We start from the raw sequence: 25,935 nt of genomic DNA, 5'->3' as shown, positions 1-25,935 counted from the left end.
TTTTCAACACATACATAATTACATGTTTTTGGGAAAAACTTGTATAGAACGAATTTACATAAGGAGGAATTTATAATGAGAATTCTACTATCAGTTTTATTAGCTCTTATGCTAGTACCTGCATTAACAGGATGTAAAGCTCCTGCAAAAGAAGACACAACTTCTAATAAAAAGACGACTGAAGAAGCAAAAAATGAGGCTCCTGCAGATTTAAAACTAAACTTCAATGAATTCGATTTAAAGGCAGACTACCAAGATACAAAGAAAGACTACGAAGCAGACTATAAAAATGTAGCAGCTGATAAGAAAATGGAAGCAAAAATTGAAGATCATAAAGCAGATGTAAAATTAACAGGAGACGAGGCTATCACAAAATTAAGCCCACTCTTACAAGAATTAAAATTTGATAAAAATACTGCTGACCAAGAAGTAATCGATCAAGTAGTGAACGTGTTCAAACTTGATAAAGACTATCAAAAATTTGATTTAGAAGTTGTCTTCTCTGATGGAACGAAAAAAGAATACAAAAGAGAAATAAAATAAAGAAGTAGGCGGTAGTAAGAAGAAAAAATAACCTTGCACAGGCAAGGTTATTTTTTCGTTTCTGCTTGAAAACGTTTATAGTATGTCGATGCTGTTGCAAAATTAATTTCTATATCACGAATCAACGATGAATCTTCTTCTTTAGCTAACTTCTGTAATTTTTTCATCGCTTGTTCCGATTCATTCAAGAAACCAACATATACTTCATGTTCTTGCTCTTTCGACTTCGGAACACGAATTTCTTTACGTATATGATCAATATCTTCTAACATGCTCGTTGTTACCTTTTGCACATCTTCTTTATATGTAGCAGTCGTTATTTCCTTACCGCCCTTTTCTTTTGCTACTTCAAATAACTGCAGTGCTTTATTAATTTCTTTATTCATTTTCATATCGTATTTTTCATGTACTGCACGGTATTCTTTCATCTCTTCTGTTTGTTCTGTAGATTGCTCTACCTTTTCTTTCGGTTCTTTCGTATCTTTATTTCCATTACACCCTGCTAGAAGGAGCATTCCTCCCATTACGGCAATACCCAAAACCTTCTTCATCTCTTCTTCTCCTTTTATCTACAACTATTACTCATTATAGTTTCTTTTATCTCCACTTGTTATTATACCGAGAACATCCTACTTTTTACACTTAAGACGACACCGTAATATATATATACCAACATGTTTGTCACAGTATCGTCACTTTATACAAATAACTTTTGCAATGCTTTACTACATCACCTTACAAAACTGTATGAGGTATTTCAAAGAAATGAAAAAAGAACTGATTCAAACATTCCCTTTGAATCAGTTCTTTTTTGTTAAGCCTCTAGATTTTGTTTTTGCTGCAGTTCAAACTGTTTCTCACTTCTTCTGGCCATAAATAGATAACATAACACTGCTCCTACTTCACAAAGCGCAATAACAATACCCATCGGTAATGCTGTATTACTTCCACCGATACCTACTAGCGGAGCAACAAGAGCTCCTGAAATAAACTGTAATAAACCTAATAAAGCTGATGCTGTTCCTGCAGCTTGTTTCTGATTTCTCATCGCTAATGAGAACCCAGTTGTTGATACAACCCCGACACTTGATACGACAAGGAATAACGAACATAAAACACCAATTAAACCTATTCCTAGTACGATTGTCAGTAGTAAAGATAGGCCACCAACAGCTGCGATAATAATACCCGCAACAAATAATGTCTTCTCATTCACTTTCCCCGCTAAACGACCCGTTACCTGACTAGCAATAATAATACCGAGGCCATTAATCGCAAAGAATAAACTAAATTGCTGTGGTGATGCTCCGTATATGTTCTGCAACACAAATGGTGAGCCCGAAATGTATGCAAACATTGCCGCTGTTACTAATCCTTGTGACAATGCATATCCCATAAATAGACGGTCCTTTAACAATTTTCCGTACGTCGCCAAAGTCCCTGACAAACCACCTGTTTCTCTTTCTTCAGGAGGTAATGTTTCACGTAATACAAAAGTAGCTGAGATTAACATGAATACGCTAATTGCTCCAAGAACGATGAAAACACCGCGCCACGTTGTAAACTGTAACAATTGCCCCCCAATAATCGGTGCCAAAATAGGTGCTGCTCCGTTTACTAACATAAGCAGTGAGAAAAACTTCGTCATTTCAGAACCTGAGTACATATCTCTTACCATCGCACGTGATATAACAATCCCGGCTGATCCTGAAGCTCCTTGTAGGAAGCGCAATAATACTAATGTCCAAATAGATGGCGCAACAGCACAAAGTAAAGAAGAAGCAACATAAATAATAAGAGCAATAATAAGTGGTTTGCGTCTTCCGTAAATATCACTAATTGAGCCAACAAATAATTGCCCTACTGACAACCCAAGCAAACAAGCTGTTAATGTAAGCTGCGCTAGGGATGCACCTGTTTGCAAGTCATCCGTTAACTTCGGTAATGAAGGCAAATACATATCAATAGATAATGGCCCAATCGCCGTAAGTGTCCCTAATACAAGAATCATCCACAACCTGTTTGCCTTTACAGGTTTATATATTTCGTGATTAACTTCATTCACTTTTTCAATTCACCCTTTCCTATACACACTGAATCGTAACAATTATAGTTACATCATAAACATACGTCAAGTACAGTGCATTTTCCTCTTTCATAATGTAAAAAAAGCGATAGAAATTCTACCGCTTTATTTTTTCACATTGCTATTCGTAAATTTAGATACCGAGGCCATCGTCTCTCCCGTATCTAAATATGTAATTTGAATTGGATCTCCTACTTCTGTAAACATAGCATATGGGAATTTCTTCACCGGTATCATAAATACCTTTTGTTCATTTTCTAAAAGTACGTACACGATTGTATTTTCACCTGATTTTTCTTTATATACACGTTGTACAATACCTTCTTTTTGCGCTTCTTTTCCTGTTGAGGTTGGTCTAAATGTATCACCATTACCGCTCATTACGTTTTTATAATTCTCAAGCGCTTCTTTCTGCGAAGAACCTGTCGCAAATATTTTTGCATTAGCAGCATATACAACTGTATGCGCACGTACTAGGCCTCCGTCATCAACAACCGGAATAATCCAAGCTGGTTTACCGTATACGTTATAAATGACAGGCATTGTCCCATGCCATTTCTCTCTCTTAAAGGAATTATCTACTACTTCTGTAGCTGCTGAACCATCCATAATCCCCTTTACTTCTTTTCCATTATAGTAATATAGCTTGCCTGTGCGTGCATCTACTAATGAATAGCCTAGAGCTGAATCTACTCCTTCTTTTGGAGAAGTAAAGTCTGTAAAATAATACAGTGTTCCATCTTTACCAAAGATCGGGGTCACGCCTTCTTTCGTTCCCCACTCAGTCGGAATTTTCATATCTGTTTGCGAGAATTTCGTATTCCAAAATCCGTGAATATATTTGCCAAAGTACGTATTTAACGTAGATGCAGTCTCATGATTTAATACACCATCAACAAATTTAGGTGCCTTTCCTTTATCATATCTTTTCACTTCACCTGTTTGTGCATCTACTACGACAACACCTTCTACCTCAAATCCAGATCTTCCTGAAATAAATTCACCATACGTCATTGTATAATATGGTTTTCCTTTATCATCAACCTCAAATTTAGGTTTTCCTTTAAAGATTAAATTTGGTTCTGCTTGCCTTACCACACGCTCTAAATTATTACCAAAAAACATGCTTGGCACATATTTCATTTTATAACCGAGGTGCAGTTTCGCTTCCGCATCAGGATTCGTACCTGACATCGTTACGTACCCTGGAATTGTCTCAGCTTTACGCGCTTTAAAAAATCCTGAAACTTCAATCGGCGCTACATATAAAGCCTCGCCGTTTACCATTTGTGGCGTTAATTCTCCTAGCTCAAAATAAGCTACTTTTGGAATATCACCAAATACTTTTTTCATCTTATTCTCCGCTGTCTTTGGCGGCACTGTAAACGGCTGGTCATTTTCAGTAAATGGCTCTGAAATATCTTTCTCTACCTTAACAACAGAATCATATTTCTTTTGCGAGATTACTATATCGTGCAAATAACCAAAGTAGCCGTAACTTGCGAGTAAAATAAACATTAGAAGTCCTTTTAATGTACCTTCTAATTTCCCTATTTGATCTTGTGAAAATAAAACAAGCCCAATTAAAATTGCTACTGCAACAGAATAATGAGTAAGAATCGAATCTACTCGATCATCAATTAGCCAAAAGTATTCATAGATTGCAATACCTATCCAAAATAAAACAGGAATAACTAAAATAGATGATTTCTTACCCTTTACAACCTTCTTATCTCCCTTCTTATCCACTGCTCGAAGCTTACTACTACTTCTTGTCCATGGAATCAAAAACAAAGTAAGAATAGCTAAAACTACAAATTTCATCAAAGGCACTGTCCCCTTTTCTTTTGTATTCCCTTTTAGTATAACAAATAAAGGTTATTAAGGTGAAAATAGGAATAGTTATATTTTTTTACTACTTAATACAATCCCGCTCACTACATATAGAATAGATGCAATATAAAAAATTGTACCAATCGTAAAGAAATCTACTAAATATCCCGTGGCAATAACCGCTACTGCTCCGCCAATGGATGTCCACACATGGTATTTTCCAATCTCATAACCAGCCTTTTCCTGCGCAACCTTTCGTGCTAACGAAGTCTTCTCAGTATTACGCTGCACAGCACCTAAAACGCCCATTACAATTTGAAGAATATACACATGCCAAACTTCCGTGGCAATTGGAAAGCAAAGCATTAAGATTGCCATGGACCAAGCGTATATGATTAATAATTTTTTATCCCCTACTTGATCAGATACCTTTCCCACTAGTGGATATACAAGTGCTGATGTTAAAGCAAATAAGCCATACGCCCAGCCAAATTGCGAGAAGCTATTTCCAACGTTTCGAAGCAATAATATATAAAAAGGAAATACCATACTTCCTGCCATCATGATGATACTTTGCGAAGCCACAAATCTTCTATATGTCATTTCGTATACTCCCTATAAAATAAATTCACAAATCTCTCTTCTGAATCTATTTCCTTCTTTTTCTTGAGAAATTCTTCAATGCGAGGATATGCCCTCTTTAACTGCTCTTTCGTTGGATAAGAATAATACGGCAAATAGTAACTACCATTATGCTTTAAAGTAACATCAATCATCTTTCGAATGACATCCTCTGTTTTCTTTATCTCACTCTCTGAGCGTCCCTGGTTAATCAAAAGAACCAGCGCAAACATATCATCTTTCGCATAGGACAAAACTGCATTTTCATTCTTTTCCACGTAACGAATCGTAATGTTGAGTAAATTAAACTCATCTTCATTTAATACGTTACGTAAATCATCTATATACTCTGTGAAAGCATCTATAGGTACAAAGTATTCTTGTAACACTTCGGTCCTATTTGGATTTTCATATTCCATAAAAGCACTATCTGATCTCATAACATTATTACGCGTCTCATACTTTCCATCTGTACGTTCAAAATAACCTCTTTGTATATCCCAAAATGTATTCTTTCCCCAATCACTATAACGTGATAACCCAAGCAAAAATTTCGGTGCAGCTATAATATTTTCTTCCTTTAATTCACTGTACTCTTCTCTCATATTTTGATTTTGTGCCAAAGTATAATCTGTCACATACATCTCTTTTAAAAATGAATTTGGAGCAACAGAAATACGCGCTAAGTGCATACGAACATTCTCATCTCTTTTCACTTTCTCTTTGAAATAAGATGCGTATTCTTTATAATCTATCATTCTCGTGTGCATTTCATATAATTCATCATCTGTTAACTTCAGCGTCACATCTAAAATAACTCCAAATAAACCGTAACCCCCAATGACATATGGAAATAACTCTGCATTTTCTTCTCTACTTACATTACGTACCGTGCCATCTGCCATTAACAATCTAAATGAATCTACTGTATCAATCAGTGCCTCATGACGAATATCACGCCCGTGTACATTTACACTTAATGAACCGCCAACAGTAAAAATATTTTGAGACTGCATGACCTGTACCGCAAGGCCATAAGGATTTATTTTCTTCTGAATATCATTCCAGGTGACACCACTTTGAACTGTAATCCGCTTCTTCTCTGGATCAAATTCTAATATTTTATTATATCCTTTCATATCGAGCATCGTGCCATTCGGATAATATGTCTGTCCTCCTTGGCTATGTTGCATGCCTGCGATGGAAATTTTCTCTCCTGAAACTTTTGCATCTCGCACTAATTTTATTAACGAGTGCTCTTCCGTAGCACTTTCAACACGTTTTATTTTTGTCGGAAGCAATTTACCTACATCACTCATAATAGGATGATCAATTTGTTTTTTATACGTATGTACAGACGTTGCAAGCAAAACCGTATATGCGACAATGACCACTGCTATCTTTCTTTTTTTCAAAGGACACTCTCCTTATTAGCAACAAAAAGAGATACCCTTTCTTTCAGGTACCTCTCTTGACAGTGATTACTTTGCTGCTGGCAATTGTATTGGATCAAATTTATCATACGATGTAAACTTTGCATCCGTAATAATGTGCGCTTTATCCTCACCATTGCTACTCATAACCATATCTATCTTTGCTGATTCATATTTAAAATCTTTTGTAATAATATATTCCCCATCTATTTCTTCTATCTTTGCATTTTGGCCTTGTAGCATTTTTTTCTGCTTTTCATCCATACTAGCTAGCATACTCTCTGTCTCTTGCCCTTTTAATGCAAACTTCAGCTTATAATTATCTCCACTTTTCTCCATCTTCACTTTATTTAAAATTTCCGATGGAATCTCTAAATTATCTACCATTCCTTGAGTCGCGTTCATTCCGTTAGCATTCAATTGTTCCTCTGGTACAGACATAATTTCACCCGTATTAGGATTTTTCAACTGACCAGCAATTTTGCCACCCACATCATAAACAACAACCTCTGTACCAGAAACATTCATTTCAGAACGAGAATTTTTTTTCTTCGGCTCTAGTTGCATTTTAGCCTTTATTACATTCATCTCTGTTCCTTCAGCCTTTATTCCCACATCATATGTCATCGTTACATTTTCTTCGTTTTTAAAAGCTTCATTCGCTTTATTAAAAACATCCTTCGCTGTTAATTCCTTTTCTTTCTGCACAGCTTCTTTTTTCGGTTCGTCAGTCTTTTTTGTTTTCTCATTACTACACCCTACTCCTAGACCGACTGCAAGTACTAAACTTGAAATTAAAATAAGTTTTTTCATAACGTCCCCTCCTTCCCAAAAATAATATCATCTCTTTTCCTATGAAATCTATATAATTCGTAATATTTATCTTTAAATTTATTTCCTATATAACAACATGTTTGAGAAAAAGTTTAAATATGATGTAAATAATAACAACTCATTTCAGGAGGTCATTATGAAAGCGATTATTTGTACAAAGTACGGACCACCTAATGTTCTCCAGCTTCAAAATGTAGAAAAGCCTAAACCTAAAAAAAATGAAGTGTTAGTTAAAATTCACGCAACAAGTGTATCGACTGGAGATTGTAGAATACGTGGCTTTAATAGCCCCCTCTTATTTTGGATTCCTATGCGGATCATATTAGGTTTCAGAAAACCGAGAAAACCTATACTTGGCGTAGAGTTATCCGGTGAAATCGAAGACATTGGAACAGATGTAACACAATTTAAAAAAGGAGATCAAGTTTTTGCATTAACAGAACTAAACCTTGGTGGTTATGCGGAATACACATGCGTGCATGAAAGTGGATTAATAGCATTAAAACCTACCAATGTGACATATGAAGAAGCTGCCGTTATTCCTTTTGGCGGAACTTCAGCATTGCACTTCCTTAGAAAAGGACAGATAAAAAAAGGGCAACGAGTACTTATATACGGCGCCTCTGGGTCAGTAGGGACAGCTGCCATACAACTTGCTAAATACTTCGGGGCGACTGTCACAGCCATTTGTAGTAGTTCGAATTTCGATTTAGTAACAACTTTAGGGGCAGACAACGTAATTGATTATATGAAAGAAGATTTTACTAAGCGGGGCGAGCACTACGATATTATATTTGATGCAGTTGGAAAATATAAAAAGTCTCTTTGTACAGATGCATTAATGCCTAATGGAAAATATGTATCTGTGAACGGAATGATGGCAAAGGTCAGTAAAGAAGATATGAACCTGCTAAAACAACTAGCTGAAACAGAAAAGCTAAAACCTGTTATTGATAGAACTTACCGATTAGAAGAAATTGCTGAAGCTCATATATATGTAGAAAAAGGACATAAAAAGGGGAATGTTTCGATTATCTTAAAATAAAATATATTCCGAAAATATCATTGACAATTCTTTTTGTACGATTTACTATTAGTACCATATTCAAAACTACATACACATACTCTTATCAAGAGTGGCGGAGGGACTGGCCCGATGATGCCCGGCAACCGAGCTTATGACGTATAAGCTAAGGTGCTAATTCCTGCAAAACGAGTTTTCGTTTTGGAAGATAAGAGAGGAATCTATTTCGTCTATTCGGCACCTCTCTTATTTTTGGGAGGTGCTTTTTATTTTGGAACGTATATGAAGGGGGATTTATAGATGAAAAAGGTATTATTAAGCATTGTAAGCGGAGCAGTATTATTATTAGGCGCATGTAGCGTGAGTTCAGATAAAGAGGTAAAAGCATTAGACGAGAAAAAGATTACTGTCGGTGTAACAGGTGGACCACATGAACAAATTTTTGAAAAGGTAAAAGAAGTTGCAGCAAAAGATGGTCTCGAAATTGATATAAAAGTATTTAATGATTATGTAGCGCCAAACGTATCATTAGATGAAAAAAGCCTTGATGTAAATAGTTACCAAACGAAATCGTATTTAGATGTATTTAAAGCTGAACGCAATATGAAATTAGCTGAAGTATTTTCAACAGTAACATTCCCTATGGGCGTATATTCTAAAGATATAAAAGATGTAAAAGACTTAAAAGAGGGCGATGCAATTGCTGTACCAAATGACCCAACAAATGAACTTCGAGCTTTAAAATTATTTGAAAAAGCAGGGGTTTTAAAAGTTGATCCAAAGGCTACAGAAAAAGCGACTGCAAAAGATGTAATTGAAAATCCAAAAAAATTAAAGATTGTCGAATTAGAGGCATCTCAATTACCAACGCAACTAAGTGAAGTGAAAGCAGCTGCAATTAACACAAACTTTGCATTAGGTGCAAAATTAAGTCCAGCGAAAGATTCTATCTTCCGCGAAGGAAAAGATTCACCATATGTGAACTGGGTCGTTGTTCGTACTGAAAATAAAGATGATGCCGTTGTAAATAAATTAAAGAAAGCTTATCAGTCTAAGGAAGTAAAAGAGTTTATCGAGAAAAAATTTGATGGTTCAGTTTTACCATCTTGGTAGGAGCTGACGATAATGATTGAATTAAAAAACATATCCAAAGTATTTACAACAAAAAAAGGGAATGTTGAGGCTCTTAAGTCTACTTCCCTTAAAGTAGAAAAAGGCGAGATATTTGGAATCATTGGGTATAGTGGCGCTGGTAAAAGTACATTGATTCGATGTGTAAATTTATTAGAAAAACCAACGACAGGAAATATCATTGTAAACGAACAAGACTTAACAACGTTATCGACAAAAGAACTAGCAAAAGCGAGACAAAAAATCGGAATGATCTTCCAAGGATTCAATTTACTTAAAACTGTTACCGTTTATGAAAATATCGCATTACCGTTACGGCTTGCTGGCATTCCAAAAGCAGAAATTGAAAAAAGAGTAGAAAAGTATTTACGCATTGTCGATCTTTTTAATCGAAAAGATGCGTATCCAAGCGAACTTTCTGGTGGTCAAAAACAGCGTGTTGCAATTGCTCGTGCGCTATCACATGAACCTGAAGTGTTATTAAGTGATGAAGCAACGAGCGCATTAGATCCCGAAACAACCGATTCTATCCTTGATTTGTTATTAAAGATTAACGAAGAAATCGGAATTACGATTTTACTCATTACACATGAAATGAATGTCATCCAGCGTATATGTGACCGCGTTACTATTATGGAACATGGATCTGTAGTCGAAAGTGGGACTGTAAAAGATATTTTCACAAACCCACAACATGTAACCACGAAGAAATTTGTAAATAGCGCATTTGCAGCGAAAATTCCAAAAGAGGTACAGAAAGAACTACAAAGTACTGGAGAAATTGTAACACTTTCATTTATTGGCACTACTTCAGGGGAACCTGCCTTAGCCGTTGCCACAAAACGTTTCCAAGTGTATCCGAATATTTTATCCGGTAATATTACGCAGTTAAAACATGAAGCATATGGGAAACTAGTCGTTCATATGCAAGGGGAACAAAATGAAATCCACCGTGCTTTATCATTTTTACAAGAGCAAGGAATCATCGTAGAAGGAGGTAGAACAGATTATGGGAAACAAGTCCTTTTTGGATGAATGGGGTAAAGTCATATGGGAAGCCACAATCCAAACCTTTCAAATGACATCTATCTCATTACTCATCTCGATCCTTATTGCATTACCACTTGGCGTCACACTTGTTTTAACGAGACCTGGTGGGCAGCGTGAAAATAAAATCATCTATCCTATTCTTAATACAATTATTAATATCATTCGCTCTCTTCCATTTATCATTCTATTATTCTTTATTTTACCTTTTACAAAGTTTCTAATGGGAACGTCCATTGGCGTGCAAGGTGTTATCGTACCGCTTGTCGTCTTCACAGCCCCTTATATCGCACGTTTAATGGAGACAGCTTTACTAGAAGTCGATCGCGGTGTCATTGAAGCCTACCAAGCGATGGGCGTTTCTACTATAAAAATCATTTGGCACGTTATGGTGAAAGAAGCACGTCCCTCCCTTGTACTCGGATTAACAATCGCAACGATCGGCTTAATCGGCGCAACAGCAATGGCTGGCCTTGTAGGTGCTGGCGGGCTAGGGGATTTAGCATACCGCTTCGGACATTTACGCTACGAGCCTGAAGTAATGTATGCAACCGTCTTTATTTTAATTATCCTCGTTCAAGGATTACAATCTTTAGGGAATGGTGTTGCACGAAGATTGAAGAAAGATTAAAAAAGAAGGCATCTCACCCTGGTGAGATGCCTTCTTTTTTATCTTTTAAATCCACCTTCTGAATGAATAACTTGCCCAGTAATCCACTCGGCCTCTTCACTTACTAAAAATTTAATGAGTCTAGCTGCATCCCTTGGCTCACCAATTCTGCCAAAAGGAAACATCGGCTTTAACCCTTGTTTTATCTCTTCAGTCATCCATCCTGTATCGGTTGGTCCTGGATTAATTGCATTCACTGTTATTCCTAAATGAGCTACCTCTGCTGACAACGTACTAGTAAGAGCATCAATAGCTCCCTTCGTTGTCGCATAAGCTAGTTCTCCTGCCATAGGACCTTGAAATTGCCCCGAAGTAATATTAACAATTCTACCACCAGATTTCTTATCAAATCCCCGGGAAAATTGACTACTGAGCAATGTAGTCGCACGAACATTTACCATATAATGCTTATCTAATTCTTCAGCAGTCAACGTAGAGAAATTATTATTCGTAGAATATGCTGCATTATTAATTAATATATGAGGGTACCCTAATTGTTCAGTAACTTTATTTATAAGCTCTTTTGGTGCATCATTCTGAGTTAAATCTAACTCCATACTTGATACTTTAACACCGTTTTTTAGTAACTCTTCTTTTAATTGTATTTGTTCATTTTTATCAACGCCCCAAGGCATCTCTTTATCGTAAGCTGTCCAATACGTAAAAAATATATCGTATCCTGATTCAGCTAATTCTTTACAAATCGCTGCCCCTATACCATCTAGACGACTTACCCCTGTAATAACTGCTACTTTATTTTTTAATTGGTTCATCATATACTCCTCCAAGTTTAAAGGACGCATATTTTATATAAGAGATATAAACTTTCCCACAAAAAAGACAGATACATAAAATAGGCACCTATCCTTATAAAAGGGATGTACAAGCCAAATATGCATTCCTTGAATGATTTACAGATAACTAAATAAACCCTCGCTTATGAGAGCAAAATTTATCTATCTAGTAGTTTCTAATCATTACAAGTTCATCCACATATTGAGTCTTTGTCTCCTTTACATATATCTCTATTCTTAGTTTATCAAAGCAGATAAAATGTTACAAAAAATAAAACAATTATTCACAACCTATCCTTGTTCACATTCTCTCCATTGTGAATCTTTTCACATTGGATATATAATAAACGTGTAAATACAATATTGGAGGGATTTCAATGGTTATCAATTTTTTAAGAACTGATAAACGTGCTACTTTCATATTATTACTTTTACGACTTTACATAGGATATACATGGTTCGCTGCTGGGATAGGCAAAGTCTTCGGACAATCTTTTGACGCAAGTGGCTTTCTAAAGGGTGCTATTGCTCAAGCATCAGGGGACCACCCTGCAGTACAAAGTTGGTGGGCAGATTTCCTTCAACATTTTGTCCTTCCAAACGCAGACCTATTTAGCTTTTTAGTTCAATGGGGAGAAATTTTAGTAGGTCTAGGTTTGATTTTAGGCGGATTAACAAAAACAGCTGCATTTTTCGGAATCATAATGAATCTTTCATTTTTATTAAGCGGAACTGTTAGTGTAAACCCAAACCTGCTTATTTTGACTATGTTCATTTTAGTTGCAGGGCAGAACGCTGGACGTATTGGATTAGATGGCTATGTTTTCCCTAAACTTTTCCGTAAAAACAACCACAGAACATATAAATTAAGTAAAACTGCGTAGTAACAATTTACTTTTAAAATATAAATAAGAAAAAGAGCCTGAATATAGGCTCTTTTTCTTATTTATCCTAATTTAAACTTTTAATGAACCACGAAAGCCTCTGGCAGCATAGTAAGAGTCTGCTCCATTGTGGTACACGAAAACATGTCCAAAGCGATAATCGCAAAATAGAGCACCACCAAGCTCTCTAATATCTGAAGGTGTTTGTACCCAACTCGATGATTTCATATCAAAATCTCCAAGTTGTTGTAACTCTCGATATTGTTCTTCCGTTAATAACTCAATACCCATAGCGGCCGCCACATCAATAGCGTTATTTTCTGGTTTATGCTTTTTTCTTGATTCTAACGCTTCAAGATCATAACAAAGACTTCTGCGGCCTTTAGGACTCTCCTTTGAACAATCATAGAAAGTATATTCGTCCTTTTCTTCATCATAACCAATAACATCCGGCTCACCACCAGTTACTTCCATTTCGTTAAGTGACCACAATTTTTCATTATTAGTAGTCAGCTTTGCTTCAACTTTAGCCCATTCAAGACCTTCATGGCGGTTCATGTTTTTCTCAAAACGAGCTTGCAATACTTTCAATAACTCTTCACGTTTTTCTACTAGTAAGTCATTTTTATTTCCTGTCATATTAGTCCTCCCTGATGTATGTACTGATAGTAGTTTAAGTATATATTTTATAATAAATCATCTCAATATGAAGACCGTTTCAATCATATGTCTTGTACAAACATCTATTACAAAGTCCTAAAACCCTCCATACTCTCTTCAAGCATATAGTGTGAAAACCACATCAAGTTCTGCTTCATAATAGCCACATGAACTCCTGGTTGGTCAGAACTATATGCCATTCCTTTAAATATAATTAATTCTGTATCAACTTCCATATCCATTAATCCTTGATATAGATCATATGCATTTGTAATCGGAATTCTTGCATCCTTTTCCCCATGTTGAATTAAGGTAGGCGTACAAGCTGATTTAATATACGTCATAGGTGATGTCTTCGTATATATATCTGGATCATTCCATGGAGTATTTCCTAAATACATTCTAATAAAGTAAGGTATATCTGTATTTACATAATGGGTACTCCAGTTAGTTATTCCACCGCCAACTGAAATAGCTTTAAACCTGCTACTAAATGTAGAACAAAAAGCTGATAAATATCCACCGTTGCTCCATCCCATAACTCCTACTCTATCTTTATCTACTATCCCTTGATCAACTAGTTTATCAACTCCTGATATAACATCGTCGTAGTCAGCAATCCCCTGTTTTCTATAGTTAGCTTTTAAAAATTCATTACCATAACCTGAACTTCCTCTGTAATTTGGCTCTAAAACGATAAAGCCTTTTTCAACAAACTGTTCAATCGGATATTTCTCATTGAAGCAGTCTGAAAATATCGGAAAAGATGCCCAAGCCGGACCACCGTGAATTACTACTAATAAAGGATATTTTTTATTAGTGTCAAACTCTACTGGCGTTGATAAAACACCTTCTATTTCAAGACCATCACTACTTTTCCATGAGATGATTTCCCTGTTACTTTTAAGTTTCCCTTTGAAAAAGCTATTTTCATCCGTTATTTTTTTATCGTCTAAATAGATTTCAAAGGTTTCATTTGTTATAGCCTTATTATAGGTTATATGATTTCCATCCTTTGTTATAGAGGCATCCATTATAAAGCCATCTATCTTGTCGCTTAATGCTTCCACAGTGCCATCTTCAGCTAGTAATCCAATACGATAATTCGTTTTATCCTGCCATCTAATTAAAATTCCTTTAGCTGTCCACTGTAATGGCATAACTGTACTATCAAAGTTTGTTAGAGGCTGAATTACCTCTCCAGTATTCATATCATATATCTCTAACGTACTATCTTGTATATGGTTTCTATAGTAATCCTTCTCTCTTATGCTTGCTGTGTAACATATTTTACTGCCGTCAGGAGAAAAGCAAACACTCCCTCCCAACAACTTATCCACATTCAGCTTTTGTAGCTCTCCAGCTTTAATATGGAGTATGTATAGATCTCCATTTATATAATCTGCCATATTTGAGCTTGGTGTCGTTATAAATACAACCTTTTTACCATCATTTGAAATATCAAATTCATGGATATGAAAGTCCTTACCATCCGTTAATTGATAAACAACTCTGTTCTCGTGTTCATCTGTATCACTTTGTATCACCTTTTCTATTTCAATGTAATATAAACAATCATTCTGGTGTTCCTTACCTATATGTTGAAAATCTCCATATAGCTCCTTACGTTTCTTTATCTCTTCACATTCTTTTGACTGCGTAACATAATAAAGCCCCTTGCCAGTAGGACCCCATTTGAATGTACTGACTCCTTCTTTCTCATCAGTAATTTGAACCTCTCTATAATCATCTAGTGACTTAACAAATATCTGATTTTCCCCGTCACCAACTGGACTAAGATATGCGATACACCTAGCATCTGGAGACCATAATGGGTGTGTACTATCTATATCACCATTTGATAATGGGTAACTCTGCTTCTTATCTTTTTCATATATCCATACATGATTCCTATATGTATTGTCTTTCCAATCAGCCGTCTTCTTAACAAATGCTACGTTTTTACCATCATCACTTATGTTTGTACTTGATACGGTTGGTAATGAAATAATCTCTTCTATACTTAAATATGTTTTTGCTTTCACTTTCATATAATAAGCCCCCTTGTAATGTCCATGAATCTACCGTCTCTTCTTGTCGTAATAAAGGAAATTGTTCACGGATACTTAAAATAGTAACGGAAAATTCAGATAAATAAAAGTGAATCCGATAAAGTAAAACTTTAATCTATAGGGCTCTTTCCGCTTATCAATTTTAGATGTTCTTTTTCGACACAAAAATACCCCTTTAGATAAAATATCTAAAGGGGTGCAAATTTGTAAATTTATTTTAAAGCTATAACTATATTTATTAACCTACCAATCTCCTACTCAACAGTAACAGACTTAGCTAAGTTACGTGGCTTATCAACGTCACACTCGCGGTGAAGTGCTGCGTAGTATGAGATAAGTTGTAATGGAATAACTGCTACTAGCGGTGCTAGCGCTTCGTGTACAGCTGGTAATACGAAGCTGTCACCTTCCATTTCTAAGCCTTTCATTGAGATGATACATGGGTTAGCCCCGCGTGCTACTACTTCTTTCACGTTACCACGAATTCCAAGGTTTACGTGCTCTTGTGTAGCAAGTGCGATAACTGGTGTACCATTTTCAATTAAAGCGATTGTACCGTGTTTTAACTCTCCTCCAGCGAATCCTTCTGCTTGGATGTAAGAGATTTCTTTTAGTTTTAACGCACCTTCTAATCCTACGTAGAAGTCTACGCTACGGCCGATGAAGAAACAGTTACGCGTTGTTGCTAAAAATTGTTTTGCTAATGCGTCCATTTCTTCTTTTTGATCACAAAGTTCTATCATTGCATTTGCTACAAGTCCTAGTTCGTGTGTTAAATCGAAATCAAGAACTTCACCTTTTGCTTTAGCAATATCAGCCGCTAAAATTGAAAGTACTGCAAGCTGTGCTGTGTAAGCTTTCGTTGATGCAACTGCAATTTCTGGTCCAGCGTATAACGGAAGTGTATAATCAGCTTCACGAGAAAGCGTAGAACCAGGCACGTTTGTAATTGTTAATGCTTTATGCCCCATTTCATTTGTTTGTACAAGTACTGCACGGCTATCAGCTGTTTCACCACTTTGTGAAATGTAAATGAAGAATGGTCTTTCTGTTAATAATGGCATGTTGTAAGAGAATTCACTTGCCACGTGTACTTCAACTGGCATTTTTGCAAACTTCTCGATAAATTGTTTTCCAACAAGACCTGCATGATAACTCGTTCCACATGCAATGATGTAAATGCGATCGCTATCTAAAATCGCATTGCGGATGTCTTGATTTAATTCAATTTCGCCATTTTCATCTTGATACTTTTGAATTATATTACGGATTACAAGTGGTTGCTCATCGATTTCTTTAAGCATGAAATGAGGATATGTTCCCTTTTCAATATCACTTGCGTCTAATTCCGCTGTAAACGGTGCACGTTCAATCGTTTCACCTTGTAAGTTTTTAATTGTAATACTTTCTTTCGTTACGATTACGATTTCTTTATCCATTAACTCAATGAATTGATCTGTAACTTGTAACATCGCCATAGCGTCGCTTGCCACAACATTAAAGTTGTCACCAACACCTACTAATAGCGGGCTTTTGTTTTTAGCAACATAAATCATGTTTGGATTTTCAGCATCAAGTAATCCGATTGCATAAGAGCCATGTAAAAGAGATAGCGTATTACGGAACGCTTCTTCTACACTTAATCCTGTGCTCACTTGTTGTTCCATAAGCTGTACGATAACCTCTGTATCTGTTTCACTTACGAACGTTACATCTTGTAAATATTCCTTTTTCACTAATTCATAGTTTTCAATTACACCGTTATGAACTAATGTAAAGCGTTTTGATGTACTTTGATGCGGATGCGCGTTTACTTTACTTGGAACACCGTGTGTAGCCCAGCGTGTGTGTCCGATACCTACGCTTGCTGCTACGTTCTCATCTACGATTTCACGAAGTTTTGCGATACGGCCTTTTTCTTTGTATACAACAACACCGTTCTCTGCTTGTACTGCAATACCTGCTGAATCATATCCACGATATTCTAGCTTTTCTAAACCTTTTAATAAAATTTCCTTTGCATCTTGCTCTCCAATAAATCCTACGATTCCACACATGTTTAGTCGCCGTTACAAATGCTTACACTGCTCTGCGAACATGTAACGACATAGTCCGATACCATTTTTATTTATACTAAAAAACGGATTACATATTGCTAGCCCTGTAAGCTTGTAACGGCTTTCACCTTCCTCTCGATTGGGTTTAAGTCCGTATATACTTATACAGCTAGTTTTCATCCGTTCCTCTTCTCTCATCACACTTTCACCTTTGTCCACTAAGTCACCTTAATGATTTAAGTAAAAGCTTGCGGTTGTGATGAACAACCGGGAGTCATCCGCCGAAATCTCGATAAACCCCACCTCGTCAACTACACTATTTGTAGTTCTGGCGCTTTTATGATTTACAATATTTCCTTTGAGAAAAAGAACAAGACCATCTTATAACAAACATGGATAAACCGTCAATGAAATTTTTTTCATCGTCTATAAAACATATGAAAAAGGAGCACTTTTTGTGCTCCTTTTTCATATAAATTCAGCTAATTATTCAGCGCCAACTTCGGCTTTCACAACTTCTACAATGCGATGTACATATGCATCACAAACTTCTTGTGTTGGTGCTTCTGCCATTACACGAATAAGTGGCTCTGTTCCAGATGGGCGAACAAGAATACGGCCATCACCGTTCATTTCTTCCTCTACAACACGAATAATTTCTTTAATTTTTTCATTTTCTAATGCTAATTTTTTATCTGTTACACGAACGTTTACTAGCAATTGTGGGAATTTCGTCATTTCCCCTGCAAGTTCAGATAATGGCTTTTTCGTCATTTTCATGATGTTTACAAGTTGAAGTGCACTTAACATTCCATCACCAGTTGTAATGTAATCAAGTAAGATAATATGGCCTGATTGTTCTCCACCTAGGTTGTAACCTCCGCGCTTCATTTCTTCCATTACGTAGCGGTCACCAACTGCTGTTTTATCACTTGTAATATTATTTGCTTCAAGTGCTTTGTAGAAACCTAAGTTACTCATAACAGTTGAAACAACTGTATTATGTTTTAATTGACCAGTTTCTTTCATGTACTTCGCACAAATGAACATAATTTGATCACCGTCAACGATGTTTCCTTTTTCGTCTACAGCAATTAAACGGTCGCCATCGCCATCAAAAGCAAGTCCGATATCCGCACCTTTTTCTTTTACCAATTCAGCTAAGCCTTCTGGATGTGTAGATCCTACACCCTCATTAATATTCATACCATTTGGAGAAGTTCCCATCGTTGAAATATCAGCTTCTAGGTCTGCAAATAAGTATGGAGCAAGAGAAGAAGTTGCACCATGTGCACAATCTAAAGCGATATGTAGGCCAGAGAAATCTTCTTCAACAGTTTGTTTAATGTACTGTAAATATTTTTGTCCACCTTCAAAGTAATCACTCACTTGTCCAAGATTAGTACCTGTCGGACGTGGTAGTTCATCAACTTCTTTGTCTAATAAAGCTTCAATCTCAGCTTCTTGCTCATCTGTTAATTTAAAGCCGTCTGAACCAAAGAATTTAATACCGTTATCTTGTACTGGATTATGAGATGCAGAAATCATAACACCCGCTTGTGCGTCTAGTGCTTTTGTTAAATAAGCAACGCCCGGTGTAGAAATAACGCCAAGGCGCATTACTTCTGCTCCAGTTGATAATAGCCCTGCTACTAAAGCTCCTTCTAACATATGGCCAGATACACGTGTATCACGACCAATAATTACTTTTGGACGATCTGTATCTTTTGTTAATACATAACCACCAAAACGTCCAATTTTGAAAGCTAATTCAGGTGTTAACTCCTTATTTGCAACTCCGCGTACTCCATCTGTACCAAAATATTTACCCATTATGATTCGCTCCTTTTTCTTGCTCTTTTTGATTGTGATTATCTACTGTTGGTTCTTGACTCGTTTCTTTATCTTTATCTTGATTTTGATTTTGGTTTTGATTCTTTTCCTGTTCTTTTTCTGAATCAGGTTCAGGATTTTTTGGTTTCTCATTTTGATTTTCTTGATCGGTGTTTGAATCCGGTTGTTGACCGTTACCCTGTACTTCTTTATCTGGTTTTTCTTTCTTCACAATAGTAACTTTAGCACTTTTTTGTTTTGGCTCTATTGAAATATTACCAGGACCACTCACTTGAATTGAAATATCTTTCGTTCCTGGAGATACATTTTGCAGATTAATTACCGCTGTTATTTGAGCAGCTGTTATTTTATCTACTATACTTGCTTCTCCTGAAATATCAACACTTATCTTTCCATCTTGCGGCGAAAGTAGCTGAGCAGTAACATCTTTAGAAAGTCCATTTTTCTGGATTGGGATACCATCAATCGTTTTTGTTTTCGTTTGTTTTGTTTTTTGCACTCCCACCGAAACCTTCACTTGATTCGGTTTGGCACTTGTTACACCCTTGGGTAATAAAACAGAGGCATCGAATGTTGTAGACTCTGTCAATTGACTAAGATCTACTTCGACCCCCTCTAGCGATTGTATATTATCCAAAATATCTTTTGGACCAGCTATCGTTACTTCTCTCGGTTCAACACTGATATTTGTAACCGCCAATCCTTCTGCTAAACTCCCCTTCTTCGTATACGTTACAGGAACAGTTTTTTCAGTATTATTGGCTGTATTTTGCGTTGCCACATTCAACGTTACACTAATCTTAGATGGACTTGTTCTTACATTTAAACGTTTTCCTTCTTTATTGTATAATGTAACTTCGGGCGTTTTTGTAACAGTTTTATTAACACCTTTTAAATCAACATACGCTTTGGCAGATGAAATGCTTTCAATTTCTTCTTTCGTCCCAACTACCTCAACAGTATCCGGTTTAAGGCTTGATTTTTCTAGAGTAGCCCCCGCTGGCATCTGATCCTCATTTGATAATTTCAGATCTACATGAACATATTTTCTCGCCTTTTCATGAAGAGTAACTTTAATTGTTGATGGCTGAACTGTTCCTTTCACATCATCTGGAAGCCCGTTCGTTTTTAAAGAAATCTCATAAGTTCCTTTTGGACTATCTCGCAAATCAACTGGTATGTCAAATTGTTTTTTTGCTTTTGCTGTAGCAACTGATGCTTTTGGGCCTTCTAATTTTACTTTAACGCCCTCTGCCGGAATACCACTTACAATATATTTCTCCTCATCATACTTAAGATTAATAGCATAATTAGTTAATGTTTCTTTCGTATCATTTGCAAAAGGTAATATAACTGATGTCGTATTTTTTTCAGTTAACGTCGCTGACATAAAAAGCATACACGCCAATAGTAATGAGATCCCTTTTAAAAACCAATGATTCTCCATTAACTTATCCATGACGCTTTCTCCTCCAATTCCATAAAGACGAAGAAGTCGTTTTTTCGTTTCCACTAAATTCAGCTAATAACATATCCTTCAGCTGTTCTGTCTTCAAATCACGATGCAACTTACCATTTTTCGTTAAAGAAATTTGACCAGTTTCTTCAGACACAACTACTGTAATACTATCAGTAACTTCACTAACTCCCATTGCAGCACGATGTCTAGTTCCTAATTCTTTAGAAATAAACGGACTTTCTGATAATGGAAGATAGCATGCTGCTGCTTTAATTGTACTTCCTTGCATAATTACCGCTCCATCATGAAGAGGTGTATTTGGAATAAAAATATTAATAAGTAATTCCGATGATACGTTTGCATTCAGCGGAATACCCGTTTCCACATAATCACCCATACCGGTCTCTTTTGACAAAGTAATTAATGCACCAATTCTACGTTTCCCCATATATTCGGTTGCTTTTGCTATCGCTGTTGCAACCATTTCAGGTTCATCATCCTCATGCGTTCCAACACGCGAAAATAAACTTCCGCGCCCTAGCTGCTCAAGTGCTCTTCGCAATTCTGGCTGAAAGATAATAATAACGGCTAAAAATCCCCACGTTAATACTTGTTCAGTTAGCCAAGATAGCGTACGCAATTCAAGGAAAATACTGATCATCTTAACGACGATAATAACTGTAATCCCTTTTAAAAGTTGAACAGCTTTTGTCCCTCGGATTATAAGAATTAGCTTATATATAATAAACCATACAATGGCAATATCTAATGCCGTACTAAGATATTTCAAAATGGTCGTATCTTCAAAAGGCATGCTATCCCTTCCTCCTACTTACGAGCAATTCTATCCATATATTGAAATATTGTTTTATGCTCTATCTGTATGTATTTCCAACAACTAGTTAATTATACCATACATGAAACAAACGACAATTACAAACAACCCCCTTTAGCTCAAATTGGTAAGATGTCAAACATTTTTATTGTACAGTATAATATAAATCATTATTATACGCCTATTTTCAAATAAAAAAAGCAACTTCTCAGTTGCTTTTCTTACATTTATTTTAGTTTTTCACCGAATAAAGAACCCATTAAAGCAACTGCTGTTGTTGCCGTTCTATTTCTCTCATCTAAAATCGTATTTACCTCAACAAATTCAGCAGATGTGATAATATCAGCTTCTGCTAACATTTCCATCGCCAAATGACTTTCACGATAAGATAGACCGCCAATTACAGGCGTTCCAACACCTGGTGCATCATGAGGATCAAGACCGTCTAAATCTAATGATAAGTGTACACCATCAGTATGAGATAAATATGCGATTGTTTCTTCCATAACAGCCGTCATCCCCATACGATCAATTTCATGCATTGAGAACACTTTAATACCTTCATTGCGAATGAAATCTTTTTCTCCTTCATCCAATGCACGCGCACCGATAATTACGACATTCTCTTTTTTCACCTTTGGATATGCTCCGTATAAATCTACAAGTGAAGAATGTCCATAACCTAAACTTGCTGCAAGTGACATACCATGAATATTTCCAGATGGTGAAGTTTCCTCTGTATTTAAATCACCGTGTGCATCATACCAAATAACGCCTAAGTTTTTATAATGTTTTGCTACACCAGCTAATGTACCGATAGCAATACTATGGTCACCACCTAATACAAGTGGAAAACGACCTTCTTCTATAATATGATCCACCTTACTTGCTAATTCATTACATACAGTTGCAACTTGTGTAAGGTTTCTTAATTTTGTATTTTCATCTATCTCTTTTTCTCTCTCTATACATATATCTCCCATATCTTTAACGTCATATCCAATTTCTTCAATTCTTTCAATTACCCCTGCATAACGGATCGCGCTCGGTCCCATATCAACTCCACGACGCATCTGTCCTAAATCCATTGGAACTCCAATAACTGAGATTTCCTTTTTCATAGATAGTATCCCCCTTTTATGCCTTCACTAAATATTTTAAATCTTTTATATAGTCTGACTCAACTCGACATTTTTCTGTATGGATATACAATTTATTCACTTATATTCATACTGAAAACCAAATTTCAAGACTATTCTATGTATAAAGTTAACTTAATGAAACAATCGCAATCACTATTATTAAATAATAATAATAAAACACTCCTACATTTAGAAGTGTTTTTCTGATGCTATTTTCCATACTATTGCAATATTTTTTGTTGTCATTTCAATATTTTCTTCTGCTACTTTATATGCTTCTTCTAGTGTCATCGGTCTCGTTGTAATACTAAATACCGCATCTATTCCTTTCTCGTACACAGCTGAATAATCAGATGATACAGACCCTCCAATAGCAATTACAGGCACAGAAAAACGTTTTGCACGCCCCGCAACACCCACAGGAGCCTTTCCATATGCAGTTTGTTTATCTATTCTACCTTCACCAGTTATAATGAGATTTGCATCTTCTATATGTTTATCGAAATTTGTATAATCTAATACAATTTCAATGCCCCTCCGCAAGTCTCCCTTTAACACTGAAATAACAGCCGCTCCCATTCCTCCCGCTGCCCCTGCACCAGGTATTTCAGATACATCAAAAGATACATATCGTTTAAGCATATTCGCATAATGTTGTAAATTCTCATCTAGCTCTTTCATCATCTCTACATTTGCACCCTTTTGTCTCCCAAATATGAAAGATGCTCCCTGCATTCCGACTAATGGATTATCCACATCACATGCCGCTTCTATCTTTACCCCCTTTAAGCGGGGGTCCATTTGTGAAAAATCAATAGCAACAATCGAATGTAATGTGCCTCCAGATGGATCTATTACTTCACCCTTGTCATTTATAAATCTTACTCCTAAAGCTGCTAACATACCTGCCCCACCATCATTTGTAGCACTTCCGCCAAGTCCTAAAATTATGTACTCCACTCCTTGATCTAGCGCATGTAATATAAGTTCTCCTGTTCCTTTTGTCGTTGTAATAAGTGGGTTGCGCTTTTCAACTGGAACGTGCTGTAATCCTGATGCTGCTGCCATTTCTATAAACGCTGTCTTTTTATCTTTAGAAATGCCATAAAAAGCTTGTATACCTTCTCTAAGCGGTCCTGTCACACTAATTGATATAATTCTCCCCCCTGTAGCATCAACAAGTGATTCAACCGTCCCTTCTCCTCCATCTCCAATTGGTATTTTCACATACTCTGCATTAGGAAAAATTGCTCTAAAACCTCTTTCAATAGCTCCACATACTTCTATAGCTTTTAGGCTTTCTTTATATGAATCAGATGCAATAACAACTTTCACAATTATCTCCCCATCCCTTATTTTTACGTTTTCTTCATTTTAAACGACAAGTATAAAAGTTGTCTTTTTAAACACAAAAAAAGCTTACATCATATGATGTAAGCTTTTTTATTTAGATGGAGCCTAGCGGGATCGAACCGCTGACCTCCTGCGTGCAAGGCAGGCGCTCTCCCAGCTGAGCTAAGGCCCCTTATTAATTAAGCGGAAGACGGGATTCGAACCCGCGACCCCAACCTTGGCAAGGTTGTATTCTACCACTGAACTACTTCCGCAAAAATGATGAGCCATGAAGGACTCGAACCTTCGACCCTCTGATTAAAAGTCAGATGCTCTACCAACTGAGCTAATGGCTCGTAAATGGCTGGGCTAGCTGGATTCGAACCAGCGCATGACGGAGTCAAAGTCCGTTGCCTTACCGCTTGGCTATAGCCCATTAATATTTACTAGTATGGTTATCTTTTCAAAAAAATAAACCCTCTCAGGTTATTTTAAAGAAAATGGTGGAGGGGGGCAGATTCGAACTGCCGAACCCGAAGGAGCGGATTTACAGTCCGCCGCGTTTAGCCACTTCGCTACCCCTCCGACATTTTAAATATATATGGTGGAGGATGACGGGATCGAACCGCCGACCCCCTGCTTGTAAGGCAGGTGCTCTCCCAGCTGAGCTAATCCTCCAAAAGTGGTGACCCGTACGGGATTCGAACCCGTGTTACCGCCGTGAAAGGGCGGTGTCTTAACCACTTGACCAACGGGCCAAAAAAGTTTTAAACCTATTCCCAAGCTTCCAACCGGGCTTGAACCGGTGACCTCTTCCTTACCATGGAAGTGCTCTACCAGCTGAGCTATGGAAGCATAATGGCTCCGCAGGTAGGACTCGAACCTACGACCGATCGGTTAACAGCCGATAGCTCTACCACTGAGCTACTGCGGAATAATATTAGCCTGGCAACGTCCTACTCTCACAGGGACAAGGTCCCAACTACCATCGGCGCTAGAGAGCTTAACTTCCGTGTTCGGTATGGGAACGGGTGTGACCTCTCTGCCATCATTACCAGACTTTTATCATTATAAACATTTCTTTCGAAATGTCAAGAAGAAATTTTAATGCATATTCCTTCAAAACTAGATAACATTGCTACATATTATATGGTTAAGTCCTCGATCTATTAGTATTCGTCAGCTCCACATGTCACCATGCTTCCACCTCGAACCTATCAACCTGATCATCTTTCAGGGATCTTACTAGCTTACGCTATGGGAAATCTCATCTTGAGGGGGGCTTCATGCTTAGATGCTTTCAGCACTTATCCCTTCCGCACATAGCTACCCAGCTATGCCCTTGGCAGAACAACTGGTACACCAGCGGTGCGTCCATCCCGGTCCTCTCGTACTAAGGACAGCTCCTCTCAAATTTCCTACGCCCACGACGGATAGGGACCGAACTGTCTCACGACGTTCTGAACCCAGCTCGCGTACCGCTTTAATGGGCGAACAGCCCAACCCTTGGGACCGACTACAGCCCCAGGATGCGATGAGCCGACATCGAGGTGCCAAACCTCCCCGTCGATGTGGACTCTTGGGGGAGATAAGCCTGTTATCCCCGGGGTAGCTTTTATCCGTT

General features: G+C 37.0%; 22 protein-coding genes, 9 tRNA genes, 2 rRNA genes and 1 riboswitch (1 of these 34 cut by a window edge). Of the genes, 6 read left to right on the top strand and 27 right to left on the bottom strand.

What is annotated here, in order from left to right:
- The first annotated feature begins 75 nt into the window (after positions 1–75).
- Positions 76–543: a YusW family protein gene (locus ACXKY9_RS01045; RefSeq protein WP_001221553.1), complete on the top strand. Its 468-nt coding sequence runs from the start codon at positions 76–78 to the stop codon at positions 541–543.
- 47 nt (positions 544–590) lie between these two features.
- Here ACXKY9_RS01045 and ACXKY9_RS01040 read toward each other — a convergent pair whose 3' ends face one another.
- The 6 genes from ACXKY9_RS01040 to ACXKY9_RS01015 all read right to left on the bottom strand — a co-directional run bounded on the left by ACXKY9_RS01040 (position 591) and on the right by ACXKY9_RS01015 (position 7,329).
- On the bottom strand, positions 591–1,094 hold the full coding sequence (locus ACXKY9_RS01040) for a hypothetical protein (RefSeq protein WP_000756517.1): 504 nt from the start codon (positions 1,092–1,094) through the stop codon (positions 591–593).
- 263 nt (positions 1,095–1,357) lie between these two features.
- A complete protein-coding gene (locus ACXKY9_RS01035; RefSeq protein WP_228161169.1) occupies positions 1,358–2,617 on the bottom strand; it encodes a multidrug effflux MFS transporter in 1,260 nt (419 codons plus the stop codon).
- 117 nt (positions 2,618–2,734) lie between these two features.
- Positions 2,735–4,453 (bottom strand): DUF3981 domain-containing protein, encoded by a 1,719-nt coding sequence (locus ACXKY9_RS01030; protein ID WP_000674048.1) that lies wholly within the window; start codon positions 4,451–4,453, stop codon positions 2,735–2,737.
- 78 nt (positions 4,454–4,531) lie between these two features.
- A complete protein-coding gene (locus ACXKY9_RS01025) occupies positions 4,532–5,065 on the bottom strand; it encodes an MFS transporter (RefSeq protein WP_000222367.1) in 534 nt (177 codons plus the stop codon).
- Positions 5,062–6,498 carry an FAD-binding oxidoreductase gene (locus ACXKY9_RS01020; protein WP_000746286.1) on the bottom strand — a complete coding sequence of 479 codons (1,437 nt, stop codon included), beginning with the start codon at positions 6,496–6,498 and terminating at the stop codon, positions 5,062–5,064. The genes ACXKY9_RS01025 and ACXKY9_RS01020 overlap by 4 nt, the downstream gene beginning before the upstream one ends.
- A 66-nt stretch (positions 6,499–6,564) precedes the next feature.
- Positions 6,565–7,329: a DUF6612 family protein gene (locus ACXKY9_RS01015; protein WP_000733611.1), complete on the bottom strand. Its 765-nt coding sequence runs from the start codon at positions 7,327–7,329 to the stop codon at positions 6,565–6,567.
- A 157-nt stretch (positions 7,330–7,486) separates the two neighbouring features.
- On the opposite strand from ACXKY9_RS01015, the gene ACXKY9_RS01010 reads away from it, so the two are divergent.
- The 4 genes from ACXKY9_RS01010 to ACXKY9_RS00995 all read left to right on the top strand — a co-directional run bounded on the left by ACXKY9_RS01010 (position 7,487) and on the right by ACXKY9_RS00995 (position 11,183).
- Positions 7,487–8,395, top strand: a complete 909-nt coding sequence (locus tag ACXKY9_RS01010; protein ID WP_000643863.1) for an NAD(P)-dependent alcohol dehydrogenase — start codon at positions 7,487–7,489, stop codon at positions 8,393–8,395.
- A 79-nt stretch (positions 8,396–8,474) separates the two neighbouring features.
- Positions 8,475–8,589: riboswitch (SAM riboswitch) on the top strand.
- Between the two features lie 85 nt (positions 8,590–8,674).
- Positions 8,675–9,487 (top strand): MetQ/NlpA family ABC transporter substrate-binding protein, encoded by an 813-nt coding sequence (locus tag ACXKY9_RS01005; RefSeq protein WP_000756992.1) that lies wholly within the window; start codon positions 8,675–8,677, stop codon positions 9,485–9,487.
- A 12-nt stretch (positions 9,488–9,499) separates the two neighbouring features.
- Positions 9,500–10,540, top strand: a complete 1,041-nt coding sequence (locus ACXKY9_RS01000) for a methionine ABC transporter ATP-binding protein (protein WP_000571306.1) — start codon at positions 9,500–9,502, stop codon at positions 10,538–10,540.
- Positions 10,515–11,183, top strand: coding sequence for a methionine ABC transporter permease (locus tag ACXKY9_RS00995; RefSeq protein ID WP_000527151.1), 669 nt, complete (start codon positions 10,515–10,517; stop codon positions 11,181–11,183). The genes ACXKY9_RS01000 and ACXKY9_RS00995 overlap by 26 nt, the downstream gene beginning before the upstream one ends.
- A 38-nt stretch (positions 11,184–11,221) precedes the next feature.
- On the opposite strand, the gene ACXKY9_RS00990 is transcribed toward ACXKY9_RS00995, so the two are convergent.
- Positions 11,222–11,998 (bottom strand): SDR family oxidoreductase, encoded by a 777-nt coding sequence (locus tag ACXKY9_RS00990; RefSeq protein ID WP_002100645.1) that lies wholly within the window; start codon positions 11,996–11,998, stop codon positions 11,222–11,224.
- Between the two features lie 395 nt (positions 11,999–12,393).
- Here ACXKY9_RS00990 and ACXKY9_RS00985 point away from each other — a divergent pair, with 395 nt between their 5' ends.
- Positions 12,394–12,900, top strand: a complete 507-nt coding sequence (locus ACXKY9_RS00985; RefSeq protein WP_000236359.1) for a DoxX family membrane protein — start codon at positions 12,394–12,396, stop codon at positions 12,898–12,900.
- Positions 12,901–12,972: 72 nt separating this feature from the next.
- Here the strand turns inward: ACXKY9_RS00985 and ACXKY9_RS00980 are convergent, their stop codons facing one another.
- From ACXKY9_RS00980 to ACXKY9_RS00885, 20 genes are all read right to left on the bottom strand, one after another.
- On the bottom strand, positions 12,973–13,539 hold the full coding sequence (locus ACXKY9_RS00980) for a DUF4256 domain-containing protein (protein WP_000147390.1): 567 nt from the start codon (positions 13,537–13,539) through the stop codon (positions 12,973–12,975).
- A 107-nt stretch (positions 13,540–13,646) separates the two neighbouring features.
- Positions 13,647–15,611, bottom strand: a complete 1,965-nt coding sequence (locus ACXKY9_RS00975) for a S9 family peptidase (RefSeq protein ID WP_000864888.1) — start codon at positions 15,609–15,611, stop codon at positions 13,647–13,649.
- Between the two features lie 275 nt (positions 15,612–15,886).
- Positions 15,887–17,689 carry a glutamine--fructose-6-phosphate transaminase (isomerizing) gene (gene glmS / locus ACXKY9_RS00970; RefSeq protein ID WP_000334163.1) on the bottom strand — a complete coding sequence of 601 codons (1,803 nt, stop codon included), beginning with the start codon at positions 17,687–17,689 and terminating at the stop codon, positions 15,887–15,889.
- Positions 17,690–17,701: 12 nt separating this feature from the next.
- A complete protein-coding gene (locus ACXKY9_RS00965) occupies positions 17,702–17,887 on the bottom strand; it encodes a hypothetical protein (protein ID WP_001206405.1) in 186 nt (61 codons plus the stop codon).
- A 288-nt stretch (positions 17,888–18,175) separates the two neighbouring features.
- Complete coding sequence (glmM, locus tag ACXKY9_RS00960; protein ID WP_000521476.1) at positions 18,176–19,522, bottom strand: phosphoglucosamine mutase; 1,347 nt, start codon at positions 19,520–19,522, stop codon at positions 18,176–18,178.
- The gene (locus tag ACXKY9_RS00955) at positions 19,515–21,002 is read right to left on the bottom strand and encodes a CdaR family protein (RefSeq protein ID WP_000359614.1); all 1,488 of its coding nucleotides are present in this window, start codon (positions 21,000–21,002) and stop codon (positions 19,515–19,517) included. Before ACXKY9_RS00955 ends, glmM begins: the two co-directional genes overlap by 8 nt.
- Entirely contained in the window at positions 20,995–21,816 is an 822-nt protein-coding gene (cdaA, locus tag ACXKY9_RS00950; protein ID WP_001115697.1) for a diadenylate cyclase CdaA, read from the bottom strand. Before cdaA ends, ACXKY9_RS00955 begins: the two co-directional genes overlap by 8 nt.
- Positions 21,817–22,064: 248 nt before the next feature.
- Positions 22,065–22,958: an arginase gene (rocF, locus tag ACXKY9_RS00945; protein WP_000711563.1), complete on the bottom strand. Its 894-nt coding sequence runs from the start codon at positions 22,956–22,958 to the stop codon at positions 22,065–22,067.
- 210 nt (positions 22,959–23,168) lie between these two features.
- Complete coding sequence (locus ACXKY9_RS00940) at positions 23,169–24,314, bottom strand: glycerate kinase (RefSeq protein ID WP_000869581.1); 1,146 nt, start codon at positions 24,312–24,314, stop codon at positions 23,169–23,171.
- A 117-nt stretch (positions 24,315–24,431) separates the two neighbouring features.
- Positions 24,432–24,504, bottom strand: a tRNA-Ala gene (locus tag ACXKY9_RS00935).
- A gap of 10 nt (positions 24,505–24,514) precedes the next feature.
- Positions 24,515–24,586: transfer RNA gene (locus ACXKY9_RS00930), tRNA-Gly, on the bottom strand.
- A gap of 8 nt (positions 24,587–24,594) precedes the next feature.
- Positions 24,595–24,667 (bottom strand) — tRNA-Lys (locus ACXKY9_RS00925).
- Positions 24,668–24,672: 5 nt separating this feature from the next.
- Positions 24,673–24,747 (bottom strand) — tRNA-Gln (locus ACXKY9_RS00920).
- Positions 24,748–24,812: 65 nt separating this feature from the next.
- Positions 24,813–24,896, bottom strand: a tRNA-Tyr gene (locus tag ACXKY9_RS00915).
- Positions 24,897–24,913: 17 nt separating this feature from the next.
- A tRNA-Val gene (locus tag ACXKY9_RS00910) sits at positions 24,914–24,989 on the bottom strand.
- A gap of 5 nt (positions 24,990–24,994) precedes the next feature.
- A tRNA-Glu gene (locus ACXKY9_RS00905) sits at positions 24,995–25,069 on the bottom strand.
- A gap of 24 nt (positions 25,070–25,093) precedes the next feature.
- Positions 25,094–25,166: transfer RNA gene (locus tag ACXKY9_RS00900), tRNA-Thr, on the bottom strand.
- A 4-nt stretch (positions 25,167–25,170) separates the two neighbouring features.
- Positions 25,171–25,245: transfer RNA gene (locus ACXKY9_RS00895), tRNA-Asn, on the bottom strand.
- Between the two features lie 9 nt (positions 25,246–25,254).
- Positions 25,255–25,370: ribosomal RNA gene (rrf, locus tag ACXKY9_RS00890) — 5S ribosomal RNA — on the bottom strand.
- 90 nt (positions 25,371–25,460) lie between these two features.
- Positions 25,461–25,935, bottom strand: a 23S ribosomal RNA gene (locus tag ACXKY9_RS00885) (it continues 2,448 nt past the right edge of the window).

This window comes from Bacillus sp. 2175 (assembly GCF_057812155.1).
The sequence above is the reverse complement of the archived record's forward strand: the minus strand, read 5'-3'. Positions and strand labels throughout refer to the sequence as shown.

Excerpts from the sequence above, each read along its gene's own strand:
- ACXKY9_RS01045 (WP_001221553.1), top strand. The coding sequence starts at position 76 with ATGAGAATTCTACTATCAGTTTTATTAGCTCTTATGCTAGTACCTGCA.
- ACXKY9_RS01040 (WP_000756517.1), bottom strand. The coding sequence starts at position 1,094 with ATGAAGAAGGTTTTGGGTATTGCCGTAATGGGAGGAATGCTCCTTCTA.
- ACXKY9_RS01030 (WP_000674048.1), bottom strand. The coding sequence starts at position 4,453 with ATGAAATTTGTAGTTTTAGCTATTCTTACTTTGTTTTTGATTCCATGG.
- ACXKY9_RS01025 (WP_000222367.1), bottom strand. The coding sequence starts at position 5,065 with ATGACATATAGAAGATTTGTGGCTTCGCAAAGTATCATCATGATGGCA.
- ACXKY9_RS01015 (WP_000733611.1), bottom strand. The coding sequence starts at position 7,329 with ATGAAAAAACTTATTTTAATTTCAAGTTTAGTACTTGCAGTCGGTCTA.
- ACXKY9_RS01010 (WP_000643863.1), top strand. The coding sequence starts at position 7,487 with ATGAAAGCGATTATTTGTACAAAGTACGGACCACCTAATGTTCTCCAG.
- ACXKY9_RS01005 (WP_000756992.1), top strand. The coding sequence starts at position 8,675 with ATGAAAAAGGTATTATTAAGCATTGTAAGCGGAGCAGTATTATTATTA.
- ACXKY9_RS01000 (WP_000571306.1), top strand. The coding sequence starts at position 9,500 with ATGATTGAATTAAAAAACATATCCAAAGTATTTACAACAAAAAAAGGG.
- ACXKY9_RS00995 (WP_000527151.1), top strand. The coding sequence starts at position 10,515 with ATGGGAAACAAGTCCTTTTTGGATGAATGGGGTAAAGTCATATGGGAA.
- ACXKY9_RS00990 (WP_002100645.1), bottom strand. The coding sequence starts at position 11,998 with ATGATGAACCAATTAAAAAATAAAGTAGCAGTTATTACAGGGGTAAGT.
- ACXKY9_RS00985 (WP_000236359.1), top strand. The coding sequence starts at position 12,394 with ATGGTTATCAATTTTTTAAGAACTGATAAACGTGCTACTTTCATATTA.
- ACXKY9_RS00980 (WP_000147390.1), bottom strand. The coding sequence starts at position 13,539 with ATGACAGGAAATAAAAATGACTTACTAGTAGAAAAACGTGAAGAGTTA.
- ACXKY9_RS00975 (WP_000864888.1), bottom strand. The coding sequence starts at position 15,611 with ATGAAAGTGAAAGCAAAAACATATTTAAGTATAGAAGAGATTATTTCA.
- glmS (WP_000334163.1), bottom strand. The coding sequence starts at position 17,689 with ATGTGTGGAATCGTAGGATTTATTGGAGAGCAAGATGCAAAGGAAATT.
- ACXKY9_RS00965 (WP_001206405.1), bottom strand. The coding sequence starts at position 17,887 with ATGAGAGAAGAGGAACGGATGAAAACTAGCTGTATAAGTATATACGGA.
- glmM (WP_000521476.1), bottom strand. The coding sequence starts at position 19,522 with ATGGGTAAATATTTTGGTACAGATGGAGTACGCGGAGTTGCAAATAAG.
- ACXKY9_RS00955 (WP_000359614.1), bottom strand. The coding sequence starts at position 21,002 with ATGGATAAGTTAATGGAGAATCATTGGTTTTTAAAAGGGATCTCATTA.
- cdaA (WP_001115697.1), bottom strand. The coding sequence starts at position 21,816 with ATGCCTTTTGAAGATACGACCATTTTGAAATATCTTAGTACGGCATTA.
- rocF (WP_000711563.1), bottom strand. The coding sequence starts at position 22,958 with ATGAAAAAGGAAATCTCAGTTATTGGAGTTCCAATGGATTTAGGACAG.